This is a genomic window from Flavobacterium sp. 1355, from assembly GCF_017833415.1.
Lineage (GTDB): Bacteria > Bacteroidota > Bacteroidia > Flavobacteriales > Flavobacteriaceae > Flavobacterium.
This window is the reverse complement of record NZ_JAFICC010000001.1, coordinates 255,869-272,319: the sequence shown is the minus strand read 5'-3', so window position 1 is coordinate 272,319 and position 16,451 is coordinate 255,869. Positions and strand designations below refer to the sequence as shown.

Genomic DNA, 16,451 nt, shown 5'->3' with positions numbered 1-16,451 from the left:
AAATATACTATCTTGTGCTGTCAAAAGCTTTTAACTTAAATGAAACCCTTTAACCGAATTATATACGTACTTTTTCTGTCACTTCTCTCCTATTTTGAAGCTGCAGCGCAATCGTATACATTTCATCATTTAAGAACCAACGACGGACTTTCTAACAGTACCATAAAAAGCATTCTCAAAGACAGTTACGGGTTTCTCTGGATTGGTACAGAATCGGGATTAAATCGTTATGATGGTTATGGTTTTAAGGTATATGCAACAAAATCAGACAAACCTTCTTCGATAATAAATGATGATATCCGCGGATTGCAGGAAGATGGCCTTGGAAATATCTGGATTAGTACCGAATCCAATTATATTGTTTATCAACGTAATAAAGATAATTTTAGAAGTGATATTCCGAATTTGCTAAAGGAATTGGGAATCAAAGCAGATCAGAATTACAAAGTGTATGTAGATAAAAACAAGGATTTATGGGTGCTGCACGGCAATACGGTTTTTGCTTACGATACGCATAAAAAAAGGTTAAAAACTTTTACAACCAAAGAAAAAATTACAGAAGCTTCGAATGTCTTTTTAGCAGATGACGGAAATACTCTTTTCCGAATCCTGCAATCAGGGAATATTTTAGCAATAAACAAAAAAGACGGAAAAGAAACCATCTCAAAACTTCCTGAATTTATTACACAAAATATTAAAAATCAAAAGAATAAAATCTTTATCGATGCTCAAAAAGGTTTATGGATTTATGCTAAGACAGCTTCGGTTTTTTATCAGAAAAACAGCAACACAGCATGGCAAAAAATCATACTGAATTCGTCTGTCAATTCTCAAAACGATGTGATATTTGATATAAAAGACGGCGAAAACGGTAAAGTCTGGATTGGAACAGACCATCAGGGCATTTTTATTTATAATACCGCCAACAATAACAGTAGCAACATTGTTTATAACCCCGATTCAAATTCTTCTATTGCTTCAAACAACATTGGCTGTTTGTACAAAGACGATACGGGAACAATGTGGGCGGGCCATAATAAAAAAGGGATTTCGTATTACAACAGCAGTTTCGGAAATCTTGTAAATATCGAATTGCAGGACTGCAAAGATGTAAGTAATTTTCTTGAAGATAAAAAAGGAAATATCTGGCTGGGAACCGACGGAAACGGTTTGTATCTCAAAGAAAAATCTTCTGGAAACAAAATCAGAAAAATGCCTATTTCCAGCAATGTGATTGTTACGCTACTGGAAGACAAAAAAGGCAGAATCTGGATTGGAACTTATCTAAATGGCTTATTTTGCTATGAAAACGGAAGTTTCAAACATTATACTACAGAGAACAGCACCTTGAACTCTAATGATATCTGGAATTTAAAAGAAGACCGTTACGGCAATTTATGGATCGGTACGCTGGGTCACGGCATTCAGTGTCTTCGAAATGATACAACCCAATTTGAAACGATTGCCAAAACAATAAAAGGGCTGGAATTTACCCTTGATATGTTTTATGATAATGGCGATATCCTATACGTTGGTACAGACAACGGGCTTTTTACTATTGATATCGTTACAGGAAAGCAGGAAAAACTTTCAGGAAACAATAGCAAAACCCAAAAATTCAGACAGCAATTCACTTCGAGCGTTTTTAGGGATTCCAGAGAAAATGTATGGCTTGGGCATTCAAAAGGTTTGTCTGTTTGGGACACCAAAAAAGATACTGTTTACTACTTTGACAAAACAAACGGTCTGTGCGATAACATTATAAAAGGAATTATCGAAGACAATCACCAGCATATCTGGATCACCACAAGCAACGGCTTATCGGTATTGAGTGTTGAACCAAATGCAAAAGGTGTATTGAAAATAAGCAGCAGAAATTTTTCTGCAAAAGACGGCCTTCAGGATAATTATTTTAATACACACGGAATTTATAAACTTCAGAATGGAGATATCCTTTTGGGTGGCACAGAAGGTTATATTGCCGTAAATCCGAATAAAATGGCAGAGAAAAGCAAACCGCTTGCCAAAGTTATTTTTACCGGATTAAGTCTTGGCAATACTACTGTTCAGGTAGATTCGGTCTATAATGGACGACGGTTGCTGAAACGTTCTATGGAACAAACTCCTGAAATAACATTTAGCCATGATGACAAATTAATCGCTATTCAGTTTACGACCGCAGACCTGATCAATGCCGATAAAGTACGGTATTTGTATAAACTCGAAGGTTTTAATAATCAATGGATTCAGACAGAAAAAAATAAAATTGAATTTTCATCACTCGCTCCAGGCTCGTACAGATTTTTAATAAAAGCTGCAAATAGCGACGGAATCCTGAATGAAAAAGCAACTGTTTTGGACATTACGGTTACGCCTCCCTTTTACTTATCTGGCTGGGCAATATTGTTTTACATTGCAGCAATTGCCGGAATTACGGTTTACTTTATAAAACAAACAAAGAAAAAACACCAGAAAGAACTCGAACAGCAGCGTATTAACTTAGAGCATCTGCAGCAGATTAATCTGAACGAAATGAAACTGAGGTTTTTTACTAATATTAGTCATGATTTAAGAACACCGCTTACGCTGATTACTATTCCCTTACAGACTATTCTGAACAAGGATCTTGAAGAAGGACTTAAAGCAAAACTTGGCATCGTGTACAAAAATGTTGAGCAATTAATGACGCTGATTAATTCGCTTCTCGATTTTAGAAAACTTGATGTGGGCACCGAACAGCTCAATCTTAAAGCTGGTGATTTTGTTTATTATATAGAAGAACGATGTACACTTTTTCAGTCGTACGCCACCGATCGCAATATAAAGTTCTCTTACACAAGCGAAATGGAATCGCTGTTGATGAAATTTGACAGTGTAAAAGTGCAGAAGATTCTTTTTAACCTTTTATCCAATGCTTTTAAATATACACCCGATGGCGGAAGCATCAACCTGCATATTTATAAGGAAAATAAAAATATCTGCGTCACCATTTCTGATACCGGACAGGGTATTCCTGATTATGAAAAGAAAAATATTTTTGAGCGGTTTTATCAGGCCGAACAAAATAAGGAAAACACCGGAAGCGGCATCGGGCTTCATATTGTACGTGAATATATTGCTATGCACGGAGGAAGTATTTCTGTGAAAAATAATGTGCCGAAAGGCAGTATTTTTACTTTTAGCCTCCCAATACAAAAAGTCAAAGATCAGGAGCAAATACAATCATTGGAAATTATTCCTGAAAAGAAAACAGACGAAAAACCAATATTACTTTTTGTAGATGATAATAAAGATTTCTGTGATTTTATGTCTGAAAGCCTTTCTGAATTTTACACAGTTTTAATCGCCTATAACGGATTGGAAGCCATAGAAAAACTTCAGGAAAACAACGTCAATATTGTGGTAAGTGATGTCATGATGCCAAAAATGAGCGGAACAGAATTGTGCGCCCAGATCAAAACCACTATCGAGTGGTCGCACATTCCTGTTATTCTGCTAACAGCAAGAACCGCAGAAGAATATAAAATTGAAGGCCTCATGCTTGGCGCAGATGATTATATCACAAAACCATTTAATTTTAATTTGCTAAAACTCCGTGTTGATAAATTTTTAGACTGGACAAAAAAATCCCATCAGGCTTTCAGTCAGAAAATTGATGTTGTACCGAGCGAAATTACTATTACCTCTCTTGATGAACAATTGATCGAAAAAGCAATTAAAACGGTAGAAGAAAATATTAGCAATCCTGATTTTACCGTAGAAGAACTCAGCGCGATCGTTGGCCTGAGCAGAACGCATTTATACAAAAAACTGATGCACATTACCGGAAAAGGCCCGGCAGAATTTATACGAACGGTAAGATTAAAAAGAGCCAGACAGCTTCTCGAAAAAAGTCAGCTTCAGATTGCTGAGATTGCTTATGCAGTAGGTTTTAATTCACCAAAGAGATTTACCGTAAACTTTAAAAATGAATTTGGAATTTCTCCTTCTGAATATTTACGCAATTTGAAATAATTTTTCTTTTCATTGAATTTTCAATAAGTTCCAAAACCAACTTATTTTAAAAGAAAAAAAAGGTACTTTTTTCCAAGTTTCTTCAATCCAAAATACCTATTTCTACGTATATGAAAGAAACGGTACTCTTGATCAGGGTAAATTCAAATGATAATGAGTTTTTTGGAGCATATTGGATTTATCATACTCTTGATTATCGTTTTTTTTAATTTTAAAGTTGAAAGGTTGGAAAAATTAAACACTCAGAGATTAAAAAGAACGTTAGAATATTTGGAAAGTAAACAGCGTGAATTACAAAATAATAAAGAAAACGACACCCGAAGCCTGGAGTCTATGATAAAATACCTCAAGAAAGATATGATGGAGCAGTTTAAACTGGCGGATCATGTTTTGTTATCAATGAAACAGGAAATTAAAAATACAGACACTTTTATTTTTATAGTCAAAAACATTATTGATGCTAATTCGTGATGTTTGGCAAATTTTAAGTCATTGCGAGGAACGAAGCAATCACATTTACAAGATCAACTTTGTGTCTCTTTATAGTGTGATTGCTTCGTTCCTCGCAATTACTAAGGGGTAACCAAAACCGAGGCCGCTACAGGATTTTTTAATTTCCCGACAAATTGAAGGCTTTCTATCGGAGCCGCCAAATCCAGCATTTGTTTATTATTTCGCAGTTGCAAACGGTTCAGACAGCAGGAATCAAATTCTGAATCAAATAAATTATACTTTTTAAATTGTTCTTTTAAATGCGGATGTTCTTCCTGGTATTGCTGAATACAATCGGCAACGGCAGACCAGAAATCTTCTTCAGCAAGTGTTTTGCCTTCTGATAAAACAGCCGAAAGAAAACGAAAATAAAACTGAAAAATATCATTGAACAAAAATAAGACCTTCAGAGGTTCTTTTATTTCCATATAAATGCGCTTTACCTTTTCCGGCAACAGAATTTCTCCATTAAAAATCATTACTTCCTCGGTTATATCTTTCATAATGGCTTTGACAGGAACATGATTTTCTAAAACCAAAATCAGGTTTTCGCCATGTGGCATAAAAACCATTTCGTGCTGGTAAAAACAATGCAATAAAGGCGAAAGATAAACATCGAGATAACTTTTTATCCATGAGATTGCCGGTATTCCCGACTCTTTTATCAATTCTGAAACAAAAGAATTTCCGGACTGGTCAACGTGCAGCAAAGCCGCCATTGTCATAATCTTCTGCCCTTTTGCTAATTTTGGTATTGGGCTTTCGCGCCACAAAGCTGCCAGCATTTTATTATGCGGAATACTTCGTCCCAATGGTTCGTACAAAAAGTTGCGATAGCCAATTGTTGCCACTTCACCCAATAAGGTAAAGCCTTTTTGTTGTAAGTATGCATCATTTTCAACCAAATCTGCCACCCACTCGGTTATGGCAGGAGTACTCTGCATATAATAAGGAGAAAGTCCGCGCATGAAACCCATGTTGATAACAGAAAGTGCCGTTTTAGCATAAAATTTTTCAGGTGACGAAAGATTAAAAAAGGTACGAATGGATTGCTGAGCCGAATATTCATCTTCGCCATAACCCAGACAAACCAAATGGCCGCTGGCAATATCGGGAGCAAAAATCAGTGCCAGTTTATTAAACCATTGCCATGGATGAACCGGAAAAAAATAATAATCGTCTATATCATATCCCTGAGCCTCAATTACATTTTCAAAAAGGGCAATTGTTTCTGCAGCTAATTCCTGCTGCAATACTTTGTGGTAATCTAAATTTTCAATGCCCGAAAAAGTAGCTTTGCTCCTGTGCCCCGCCAGCCATAATAATTGTATTGGCGCATTGGATTCTGGCGAATAAGCAGCAAAATCATTAATATTAAAACCATTTTTACCGCTATTAGCCACAAAACAGGGATGCCCTTCGGTCATGGCGTGCTCTATCTTTTGGTAATCCAGATCCAATAGATCTTTTGAAGCATATTTTTCGTTCGCAATTTTATAAGCCGTACTATACAATGTGCTTGTAATTTCTTCCAGATAAGTAGGCAACAGGCTTTCGCTTATTCCTAAAACATCTTTAAATTCAATAATAAATTCCGGCAAACGCAATGGCGATGCCGTATCATTAATGGTCTTTTTTATAGACTCAATGGTAATTGACCAATGATTTAAAGCTAAAACTGTAGCCCGAAAAGTATATTCTACCGTTTTGTCAGGAGAAAAAATACTATACAAATTGTCCTTGTTTTGTATAGGTTCAATCAGCAATTCATGAGCAAATTCGCTTAGCGTCTTTTTTAGCAAAATGGCATTTGCCCTGTCCCAGTTTTCTTTGGTCAGGTGTTTTATATTCTGAGTTGGTGTTTTCATTTTAATAAATTAAACCGATTGTAATGCCTTATAATAATCTTTTCTGGTACAAAATTCCAAATGGGCTTTTTTATGCGGCAAGTCCAGTACCCGCTGAAAAACAAATCCTGCCCTTTTGTTCAGTAAATGAATTTTATGATTGCGGGCATCGGGTTCTACTACAATACGTTTGTTGCGGGCATCCGAAAAAATAAAATCCAGAATCACCGTAAAAACGCTCCAGGTAAAATTGGGAATTGCTTTTTCTGATGGTGCCACCAGAATGTGCATGCCTTTATCGCCTTTTTGCGTTTCGTAATAATCCCCGACAATATCATTTTTAGGATCATAACATTCCAGCAAAAAAGCCACATTTTCGTTGAAAACCCCAATATAAACCTCTGCTTTTTCCTGAATTTTATAATACGTGTCCCTTACATCATCTTCAGAGAATCCATTCATTTCCCAGTAAACCGCATAATCACGATTTACCCAGTTATGAATCAGGGGAATATCGTTTTCCATGTCGATAGGGCGCAGCTCAAAAACACCTAAACCCGGAATCGTTTTTACAAAAACAACATCGGTTGTGATGTCATTTTCAGGATGAGTTATTATACTATTCATCTCTTAAGCTATTATTTTTTTATACGGTGCAATCGGATTTTGCAGTTTCCCCTGAAATTGCAGCAGAGCAACAGGATCATCCAGATCAATCATGGTTTTGTTATTGTTAAGCTGAAGACGGTTCAGGCAGGACAGCTGAAACTCATTGGCAAACAAATCGTATTTTTCAAATTTTGCCTCCAGATGCGGATTGGCTTCCTGATAATCAGAAATACATTCTGCCACCAGTTCCCAAAAACGATTTTCTTCATAATTGTCACTTGAAACCAAAATTGCTGACATGAAACGGAAAAAGCCATCAAAAACATCAATAAAAATAGAAAGTAATTTTACGTCTTCCGGAACTTCGGCATAAATCCTTTCAATATTTTTAGGAAGTACAACATCCGGATTTAAGATAACTGCTTCTTCTGTAATGTCTTTCATAAAAGAACGAACCGGAACGTGGTTTTCTAAACCTAAAATAAGATTTTCGCCATGTGGCATAAAAACCAGATCATATTGGTAAAAACAATGCAATAACGGGCTCAGGTAAACTTTGAAATATTCTGAAAGCCAATTATCTATAGACAATGGTGAAGCTTTTATGATTTCAGACAATAATGATTTACCGTCTTTATCAAGGTGTAAAAAAGCTGCCATGGTCATGAGCTGTTCGTCATTTTTGAGTTTTGCAACCGGGCTTTCTCTCCATAAAGAAGCAATCATTTTATTGTATGGATTGTGTTTTCCGAAACTCTCAAAATATGGATTTATGTAACTTACAGAAGCCACTTCACCAAGCATTCCGAAACCAACTTCCTGAAGGTATTCGTCATTGCTTAATAACTGATCGAGCCATTCGGCCATTTCTGGTGCAGTTCCTAAATAAAATACTGGCAAACCACGCATAAAACCCATATTCAGTATAGAAAGCGATGTTTTGGTATAAAACTTTTTGGGATTGCTTAAATTGAATAACGTTCGTATCGATTGCTGTGCCTGATATAAATCGGGACCGTAACCCACACAAATTAGTTTTCCTTTGGCAATTTCTGGTGAAAACAAGTTCGCCAGTTTATTGAACCATTGCCAAGGATGAACGGGAATAAAATAATAATCGTCTGGATTTGCTCCTTTTTCCTCGATAGTGCTATTGAATTTTGCCAGCGTATCTGAGCCCAATTCCTGTTGAATCAACGTATCATAATCCAGTTTTTTTGTTCCTGCATATACGGTTCTGTCACGGTGTCCTGCCAGCCAAAGTATTCTGAACGGATTTCCGGTTTCGGGTGCATACGCTTTGTAATCCATGCTGTTGTACCCAATTCTGCCGTTGTTGGCAACAAATCCGGGATGTCCTTCCATCATGGCCTGCTCTATTGTCTGAAAATCAGAATTGGCAAGGGATTTTGAAGTTGAATTTTCTTTTAATAATTTATAACAGCTTCCGTGAAGCGTACTGATAATTTCTTCAATATAAGAAGGAAGCAGCTGCTCTGAAATACCCAGACTTACTTTGAACTCCTGAATAAAATTTACAGCATCCAAAACTTCTGCCTGTTCATTTTTATATTTTAAAATCGAATCTGTTTCGATATTAAGATGGTTCATGGCCAGTAATTGCCCTTCAAAAGTATATTTTACCGATTTATCATCAGAAAATAATGAATATTTATTTCTGCTCTGAAGGCCAAGTTCTGCAATTGGTTCTATCAAAAGTTCGTGCGAGAACTCACAGATTGCTTTTTTTACCAATAAACGATTGGCTTTTTCCCATACTTCCGGCTGAATATGTGTAATTGCCTGTTCCGGAAATTCAATTTGATTTTCGTTCATTTCACTTGTATTGAGGTTTACTGAATCTGTTTTTTTAATGAATTGCTCCCGCGTGCAAAAAGCAAGCAAAGCCGTTTTGTGAGGCAAATGGACGACATCGGCATCTTCGAAACCAACACGATGACAGATTTCGAACATTTTTTTGTTTCTGATATCCGGTTCTACAACGATTCTCTGAATCCTGAGATCGCTGAAAACAAATTTCATAATAGCCGAAAAAATGTGCCAGGTAAACTGATGAACCGGTTTTGTTGATGGTGCCACAATTACATGCATGCCGCAATCATAATTCTGAACGGTATAATAATTTCCGATTATGTCCTGTTTTGGATTATAGCGTTCAAGCAAGAAAGAAACTTCACCATTTACAAGTCCGATAAAAACATCTGAATCTTTGGTTATTTTTTCATATTCCATGCGCACTTCTTCGAGATTTTTTCCCTGCATTCCCCAATATTGCGCATAGTCACGATTAACCCAGTCATGAATAATTTCAGTATCGTGATCCAGTTGCAGCTCACGGAAATCTATAGTTCCAAAATCTGGAATTGTGGTGCTGTATATAGGTTTATATGTATTCATTTTTTTATTTTTTAGACTTCTTTAGAATTTGTACTATTTTTTTAACTTTTAATTTTCAATACAGACCTAACAGGTTTTAAAAACCTGTTAGGTCTAATACTCCATTTCGTTGCCAATAGTATTTTAATTTCATTGTAAACAATTTGTACAGAGATACTAAGCGCAATAACAGCAGGAAATAAAGCCAGCACCGCCAGTTGTGTCTGATTCCAGAAACCGATTACATACATTCCCCAATTGATGAGAACCCACTGAATTACATATAAACTCGTTACATGTTTGCTGCAGAAAATCAATAAGTTAAAAATGCTGTTATCTTCTTTAAATAACTGAACTACAATATTTATCAGCCAGTACAGCACCAAATTTGCACCAAGCAGTAAAATACTTCCGCCAGGGCCCAGATGATAATAATCGCCAAAATGATATTCGGGATTAGAGAAATTCAAAAGGCTTCCGAAAACAATAAAACCTACTCCAACTAATAACATTTTCTTAAAAAATATTTCCTGATTTTCGTTCAGTTCTTTATACCATCTTCCTAAAAACATCCCAACTAAGATAAAAGCACTCCAGGGGAAAACCGGGAAATAGACATTAAACTGGTTACTAAACAGCAAATCACAGATATAATCCAACCCTGTAATTCCGATTCTAAAACCGCTTAGCTCCTTTGAAACTGCAATGATGAGCAATGCAGCTGCAAGAGGTACATATTTGCTTTTGCTAAAATGATTGATCAGTCCCATTATAAAAAGTGTCACTCCCGCGAGCTGCAATATATCTCCCAAAAGCAAAAAGAAAATTCCGGTTTCTAAAGTGCCTGATTGTAAACCATAAGCTGAAACAAAAGCTTGAGGAAGCCCGCCAAAAACAAACTCAGGAACCAGAAATTTCAAAAAATTCATTCCGTAACCAATTGCCAGAATGTATAAAGCCCTTTTGCAGACTGCGGTAAAAGTCTGTCTTCTTGACAAAACAAACGAAATTCCCATACTTACCAGAAACATCGTCGTTCCGCGGCCTAGCCACAAAGTGATTTCTCCCAAAATGGTATTGGTTTGTGTCGGGATTGTCCCGTATATCAGCATGGTATGAATCATCATCATCAAAATCACGCTCATTCCTCTGGCAATATCAATTGCCAGAACTCTCTTTTTTTGTTGTACTGTTTCCATAATTATGCGATTGTTTCAAATACCGGAGATTCAATAACTTCTGATGCCGGAACACCAAATTCCTGAAAAGCAATTTTGGTTTCTACTGCATAATGCTCAATACCGGTAATTTCTCTGATTATGTATGAATTTCTGTAGCACGCCATTCCCAAATCAGGGGTTACGAATCCGTGTGTGTGCAGTTCTGCATTCTGAACAAAAACCTCATTTGCATTGGCATCAATTGTATAGTTTCTGTTGGCTGCAAAACGCCCTTTTTCATCCCACTGAATCCGGTTTGCGATTCCTTCCAGAAAACGGGGCAGTTTATAACCGTAACCTGTTGCCAGAACGAGCGCCTTTGTTTTATGGCGGTATCTTTTATCCTGCTCAACCTGATGTAGTTCTAACTCAAATGATTCATTATTTTCATCATAAGAAGCTTTTGTACAAGCAGCATTTGTTCTAAGGTTGACATCAATTTCAGTAATTACTTTTTTATTGTAAATAGTATCAAAAATGTTCGCAATCAGGTCTTTATTGATTCCTTTATATAATAATTTCTGGTTTTTAAGCAAATGATCTCTTTTCTCCGAAGGAAGATTATAGAAATAATCTACATATTCGGGAGAGGTCATTTCGAGTGTTAACTTGCTGTAATCCATTGGAAAAAATCTCGAAGATCTCGTAATCCAGTTGAGCTGATAGCCATAAACATCAATTTCCTGCAATAAATCATTAAAAACTTCGGCAGCACTTTGTCCGCTTCCTAAAACTGTGATTGATTTTTGTTTTTGAAGATCCGCTTTATTTTGAATGTAAGCCGAAGAATGAATTGCTTTTCCCTGCAAAGACTGACATGATTTTGGGATATGCGGTGCTGTTCCGGTTCCCAAAACGATTTTTCTTGTTTGGTATACCGTTGTAATGCCTGTTTTAACAGAAAGTGTATTTACCAGATAAATTTGCTGATTCTCATCATATTCAATCGCGGTAACTTCTGTATTAAAAAACACATTTGGAAGTTTTCTGATTGCCCACTGACAATATTGATTGTATTCGTTTCTTAATAAAAGGAAGTTTTCACGAATGTAAAAAGAATACATTTTTCCCTGTTCTTTGATATAATTGAGGAAACTAAAAGGGCTCGTCGGGTCTGCCAGCGTAACCAAATCTGCCAAAAACGGAATCTGTAAAGTCGTATCCTGCAATAACATTCCCGGATGCCAGTTAAACGATTCATTTTTATCAAAAAACAAACCTTCAAGATTCTCAATTGGGGCTGTCAGGCAGGCAAGGCTTAAGTTAAAAGGTCCTACTCCAACGGCTATAAAGTCGTATATTTTATTTTGCATCGTAAGTGATTTAATTTTTTAATGAATATTCCTGACCGTGATGTACAATCAGGTCAATGATTTCCTCAATATCTTTGGGAGTTGTAAGCGGATTTAGTAAAGTAAATTTCAAAAAAACCTCGTTGTACACTTTTGTACTGGTTATGATTGCTTTTCCTTCATTAAAAATTGCTTTACGGATGTAAGAATTCAAAGCACAAAACGAGGCTCCGTTTTCCTTAAATGGGGTGTAACGAAACACAATGGCACTAATTTCAGGATTATGAATGATTTCAAAATCATCTCTGTTCTGAAGCAATTCTGCAGTAAACTGTGCATTCTCCATTGCTTTTTCCATATAAGAACTCAAACCTTCTGTACCAATCATTCGGAGAGTGAACCACAATTTTAAAGCATCGAAACGGCGTGTGGTCTGAATTGATTTTTTTACCATGTTTGGAATCCCTTCGTCTTCCTGTTCTTTAGAATTCAGGTAATCTGCGTGGTATTTTATGTAATCGATAAACGATTTATTTCGCATAAAAAATCCGCTTGAACTTACCGGCTGGTAAAATGTTTTATGATAATCAATGGTAACAGAATCAGACAGTTCAATTCCGTCCAGTTTGTATTTATGCGCATTACTGATTAACAAACCGCCGCCATAAGCTGCATCAACATGAAACCATAATTCATTCTCATCTGCAATTGCAGCAATTTCCCCAAGCGGATCAATTGAGCCAAAATCGGTTGTTCCCGCAGTTCCTACCACAGCAATCGGAATGTTTCCTAAATCTTTTTGTTGTTGGATTACTTTTTTCAAAGCATTGGTATTCATCTTAAAATCGGCATCAACAGCAACCGGAACCACTGCATTTTGTCCTAATCCCAATAAACTTAGATTTTTCTTGAGGCTAAAATGGCTTACCTCAGAACATAAAACCCTAAATTTAGAAGCTTCCGGCGGAAGCCCGTCCATTTTTGGGTCAATATCAAAATGCTTTTTTATATAATGATCCCTTGCCAAAAGCAATCCCATCATGTTGGATTGTGTGCCCCCACTGGTAAAAATACCGTCGGCATTTTTAGGATAACCTAATTTCTCAATCGTCCATTCTACCAGTTTTAATTCTATAAAAGTAGCGCCGGTACTTTGGTCATAGGTGTCCATGGAAGAATTAAGGGATGATACAAACGCTTCGGCCACCAGCGTTGGGGTTAATATCGGACAATTGAGATGTGCAATATATTTTGGGTCGTGAAAATGGATACAGTCGTTTAGATAAATATCCTTTAGTTCTTCTAAAACGTAGTCCAGGCTTTTCCCTTCTTTATTGTTTTCGAGGTAAATAGTATCAATCTTTTTTTTGATTGATGAAATTGTAGCCCCCGTAAATGGAGTATTTCTTTCTTTTAAATGGTTACCAATTGTCTTGATAGCCTTTTTCATGCTTTTGGTATAGATTCCAATCGATTTTTTATTATTAGAGAAAACATGTTTATTATGTTTTCCCACAACTACCCTTTCCTGCAGTATTGATTCTAGGTTTTCCTGTGCTTCCATTTGTTTTTTTTTATTTAGATTGATTCTAAAGAAATATTTTTGACAAATGTAGAAGCGATCAAAAATTTAATCAATACCCCAAAAAAGTGAAAATCATTTCCACAAAAGAGGTAGACAAAATACCGCAGATATAGTAGGAAATAATATCTAAAATAAACTTACATTATACGAAAATTACTTTATTTTATTCTCTAAAGCATACAGAATCAGTTCAGGAGTGGTATGTCTGCCCGTCTTTTTCATGATATTTTTTCTGTGGGTACGGAAAGTGTGAATGCTGATAAAAAGCTGTGATGCGATTTTTTTACCATCATTGCCTTTTGCAATTTGTTTCAAAATTTCAAACTCCCTTAAAGTTAGTTTCTGATCGTTTTCGGGATTTGGCAATACAAATGCATCGATAAGTGCGTTTAAAGTTTTTGGGCACAAATACCTTTCACCATGCTCGATTTTATATAAGGCATCATAAATGGTTTGTTCTTCGCAATCTTTTGAAATAAAGCCATTTATATTGTCTTTTAAGAAGCTGTTTATGGTTTGTTTGTTTTTAAAATAAGACAGGATTATGATTTTACATTTTGGATAAGTGGTTTTTATCGTTTTTAAATCATCATCATAAAAAAGAAAAATATTATTTGGATCAATAATCAGACATTCCACTGCACCGGAATCTAAACATCTAAATAATTCTTCTCTTGAATTTACAATTTTTAAATTGAGTGATTTCACCAATTTTTTGAGTGTATATTTCAATCCTATTATATGTAGGTTTTCAGAATCTGCAATAAGGAAATTTTTCATTGTTATTTAGATTTGGTCTAAACAAAAATAGATATAAATCATGTAAAGAAGCAAACTAAACGTTAAAAAATAGTTTTTTTCTTATAACACTTTAAGCTTTATTGTTAATTATAAGAAAATTCATTGTAAATGTTTTGATTTTGAAAATAAAAAAACGCCTCTATAATTGAGACGTTTTTGACAAATTAGGAATGTTTTGTAAAGATTAAGCTTTTGTTTTTCTTTTTACAGTGCAGCCAATCTCTTTTGTTTCAGTAATGGCTGGTTTTTTATTATTTAGCAGAGAAGCAACCACCTCTTCAACATACTTTGTTTTTTCACTTTTTGTCCCTTCCGGATCATTATCAATTGCACCGGTATATTCTACAACCGTTCCTTTTTCTGTTTTAGAAACTACAAAAAGATGCGGTGTATGTTTGGCCCCATATTGATCTGTAACCACTTGTCCCTGATCGAACAAATAAGGGAAAGAATATTTTTTCTCTTTTGCCAAATCCTGCATTTTATCAAAGGTGTCAGCTTTTGAAGCCTCAGGATCATTTGGATTAATGGCAATTACAGGATATCCCTGCGATTTGAACTTTGCGTCAAGATCTAAGATTCTCTGTTCGTAAGCTTTTGCATACGGACACGTATTACAGGTAAAAACTACAATAAAACCTTTCGCTTTTGGATAACTTTCAAAAGAAATTTGTTTGTTGTCTACATTTTTTAATTTAAAATCCGGTGCGGTTTCTCCGGCTTTCAGGGTTTTGCTTTGTGCCTGAGAAAGAATTGCTGTAAAAACCAGCAGAAGCGTGATGTACTTTTTCATGATTTATAATTTTTTATATTCTGTTAGTAATTGTTCGTAAGTAAATTCGCTTTCGACAAATGTACGTTTGCCGTTTTTAATAAAAAGTGTTGCCGGTATACTGCCTGACCACGACGGATCTATACGATCTATATATTCCTGTGGGTTGCTTTCATTTAAAAGAAAAACCTGATTTTTAAGTTTTTTTCTTTTGACGAAAGGCACAACCGCAGAAGCCAGTTTTGATTTAAAATCAACACTGATCAATACAACTGCCAGCTTATCTGATTTAAATTCCTGACTCAGTTTCTCAAAATGAGGCAATTCTTTGATGCACGGAGCACACCAGGTTGCCCAAAAATTGACCACATACGTACTGTCTTTTCCGTTTTTTATTCTCTCCTGAAGCTGGTCGACTGTAATTAGTTTTACATTTTGGCTGTACGACATTACAGAACCGGTCAAAAGGAAAACATAAAGTATAAAGATTCTGATTTTCATTTTATTACTACTTAAAAGAGGGTTCAATTATATTGCTCCTTACAAATATAAACTAATGAATTGCAATCCAAAAAATTTTCTCTCCTGATTCCTGCAGAAGCAATCTTTTGCAAAAGAAATTTGAATGAAAAAATTGAAGAATAAATTCTAATTTTGCACTAAATAAAAACTTAAAATGAATCTGTACGAACTTACCGTAACTGATCCCGAAAAAATAGCTTTAAGTGATTTACTTTTTAGTGATGAAAACAAAGCAGCCCTGTCTCAAACCATAAAGGAGCATCAATATCTTGAGGAATTAAAAAAATATAATCTTAAGGTCGATAATAAAATCCTGCTTCATGGTCATTCCGGCTGTGGCAAAACCACAACGGCAAAGGCTATTGCTACAGCGTTAGACAAAAATATAGTTATCATTAACCTAAGTACTCTAATTAATGCAAAGCTTGGGGAAACTTCCAAAAATGTAAAAGCCATATTTGAGAAAGCAATTCGCGAAAAAGCGGTTCTGTTTCTGGATGAATTTGACCAGATCGGAAAAAGCCGTGACAGTGAGGACAAAGATGTGGGCGAAATGAGGCGTATTGTCAATACAATTATCCAGCTGATTGATTATTTTCCAACGGATAGTTTACTGATTTGTGCTACCAATCACTATCAAAGTATTGATACGGCATTATTAAGAAGGTTTCAGCTGAGACTGCAATTTGAGATGCCAACTGAAGAACTGCTTGATGTGTATTACGATAAATTACTCGATGCTTTTCCTCCTCATTTACAAGATGTTCCGAGAAAATATGCCATATCGTATGCCGAAGCCAAAGATTATGTACACACTGTAATGAAAAAACAGATCATTGCAGAATTAGAATTTGATAAGAATAAAAAACAGGGCTTAGAGTAATGATTTCTAAACCCTGT

At 35.6% G+C, this 16,451-nt stretch carries 12 protein-coding genes; 3 read left to right on the top strand and 9 right to left on the bottom strand.

Going from position 1 to position 16,451, the window contains the following annotated elements; genetic code table 11:
* Positions 1-39: 39 nt before the first annotated feature.
* Together JOD96_RS01255 and JOD96_RS01250 are read left to right on the top strand one after the other, a co-directional pair.
* A complete protein-coding gene (locus tag JOD96_RS01255) occupies positions 40-4,014 on the top strand; it encodes a hybrid sensor histidine kinase/response regulator transcription factor (protein ID WP_209562454.1) in 3,975 nt (1,324 codons plus the stop codon).
* Positions 4,015-4,239: 225 nt separating this feature from the next.
* A complete protein-coding gene (locus tag JOD96_RS01250) occupies positions 4,240-4,485 on the top strand; it encodes a hypothetical protein (protein ID WP_209562453.1) in 246 nt (81 codons plus the stop codon).
* A gap of 101 nt (positions 4,486-4,586) precedes the next feature.
* Here the strand turns inward: JOD96_RS01250 and JOD96_RS01245 are convergent, their stop codons facing one another.
* The 9 genes from JOD96_RS01245 to JOD96_RS01205 all read right to left on the bottom strand — a co-directional run bounded on the left by JOD96_RS01245 (position 4,587) and on the right by JOD96_RS01205 (position 15,530).
* Complete coding sequence (locus JOD96_RS01245) at positions 4,587-6,374, bottom strand: IucA/IucC family protein (protein WP_209562452.1); 1,788 nt, start codon at positions 6,372-6,374, stop codon at positions 4,587-4,589.
* Between the two features lie 9 nt (positions 6,375-6,383).
* The gene (locus tag JOD96_RS01240; RefSeq protein WP_209562451.1) at positions 6,384-6,980 is read right to left on the bottom strand and encodes a GNAT family N-acetyltransferase; all 597 of its coding nucleotides are present in this window, start codon (positions 6,978-6,980) and stop codon (positions 6,384-6,386) included.
* Positions 6,981-6,983: 3 nt separating this feature from the next.
* Positions 6,984-9,380, bottom strand: a complete 2,397-nt coding sequence (locus tag JOD96_RS01235; protein ID WP_209562450.1) for a GNAT family N-acetyltransferase — start codon at positions 9,378-9,380, stop codon at positions 6,984-6,986.
* Positions 9,381-9,421: 41 nt separating this feature from the next.
* Positions 9,422-10,558: a heparan-alpha-glucosaminide N-acetyltransferase domain-containing protein gene (locus JOD96_RS01230; protein WP_209562449.1), complete on the bottom strand. Its 1,137-nt coding sequence runs from the start codon at positions 10,556-10,558 to the stop codon at positions 9,422-9,424.
* A gap of 2 nt (positions 10,559-10,560) precedes the next feature.
* Positions 10,561-11,892, bottom strand: coding sequence for a lysine N(6)-hydroxylase/L-ornithine N(5)-oxygenase family protein (locus JOD96_RS01225; protein ID WP_209562448.1), 1,332 nt, complete (start codon positions 11,890-11,892; stop codon positions 10,561-10,563).
* A gap of 10 nt (positions 11,893-11,902) precedes the next feature.
* Positions 11,903-13,435 carry a pyridoxal phosphate-dependent decarboxylase family protein gene (locus tag JOD96_RS01220; RefSeq protein ID WP_209562447.1) on the bottom strand — a complete coding sequence of 511 codons (1,533 nt, stop codon included), beginning with the start codon at positions 13,433-13,435 and terminating at the stop codon, positions 11,903-11,905.
* A 174-nt stretch (positions 13,436-13,609) separates the two neighbouring features.
* A complete protein-coding gene (locus JOD96_RS01215) occupies positions 13,610-14,236 on the bottom strand; it encodes a response regulator transcription factor (protein ID WP_209562446.1) in 627 nt (208 codons plus the stop codon).
* A 205-nt stretch (positions 14,237-14,441) separates the two neighbouring features.
* Positions 14,442-15,050, bottom strand: coding sequence for a thioredoxin family protein (locus JOD96_RS01210; protein ID WP_209562445.1), 609 nt, complete (start codon positions 15,048-15,050; stop codon positions 14,442-14,444).
* Positions 15,051-15,053: 3 nt separating this feature from the next.
* A complete protein-coding gene (locus JOD96_RS01205; RefSeq protein WP_209562444.1) occupies positions 15,054-15,530 on the bottom strand; it encodes a TlpA family protein disulfide reductase in 477 nt (158 codons plus the stop codon).
* 175 nt (positions 15,531-15,705) lie between these two features.
* On the opposite strand from JOD96_RS01205, the gene JOD96_RS01200 reads away from it, so the two are divergent.
* Positions 15,706-16,434, top strand: coding sequence for an AAA family ATPase (locus JOD96_RS01200; RefSeq protein WP_209562443.1), 729 nt, complete (start codon positions 15,706-15,708; stop codon positions 16,432-16,434).
* Positions 16,435-16,451: the final 17 nt, after the last annotated feature.

Bases quoted from the DNA above. Each gene is read 5' to 3' on its own strand.
- JOD96_RS01255 (WP_209562454.1), top strand. From the start codon at position 40: ATGAAACCCTTTAACCGAATTATATACGTACTTTTTCTGTCACTTCTC.
- JOD96_RS01240 (WP_209562451.1), bottom strand. From the start codon at position 6,980: ATGAATAGTATAATAACTCATCCTGAAAATGACATCACAACCGATGTT.
- JOD96_RS01235 (WP_209562450.1), bottom strand. From the start codon at position 9,380: ATGAATACATATAAACCTATATACAGCACCACAATTCCAGATTTTGGA.
- JOD96_RS01245 (WP_209562452.1), bottom strand. From the start codon at position 6,374: ATGAAAACACCAACTCAGAATATAAAACACCTGACCAAAGAAAACTGG.
- JOD96_RS01220 (WP_209562447.1), bottom strand. From the start codon at position 13,435: ATGGAAGCACAGGAAAACCTAGAATCAATACTGCAGGAAAGGGTAGTT.
- JOD96_RS01200 (WP_209562443.1), top strand. From the start codon at position 15,706: ATGAATCTGTACGAACTTACCGTAACTGATCCCGAAAAAATAGCTTTA.
- JOD96_RS01205 (WP_209562444.1), bottom strand. From the start codon at position 15,530: ATGAAAATCAGAATCTTTATACTTTATGTTTTCCTTTTGACCGGTTCT.
- JOD96_RS01225 (WP_209562448.1), bottom strand. From the start codon at position 11,892: ATGCAAAATAAAATATACGACTTTATAGCCGTTGGAGTAGGACCTTTT.
- JOD96_RS01215 (WP_209562446.1), bottom strand. From the start codon at position 14,236: ATGAAAAATTTCCTTATTGCAGATTCTGAAAACCTACATATAATAGGA.
- JOD96_RS01230 (WP_209562449.1), bottom strand. From the start codon at position 10,558: ATGGAAACAGTACAACAAAAAAAGAGAGTTCTGGCAATTGATATTGCC.
- JOD96_RS01210 (WP_209562445.1), bottom strand. From the start codon at position 15,050: ATGAAAAAGTACATCACGCTTCTGCTGGTTTTTACAGCAATTCTTTCT.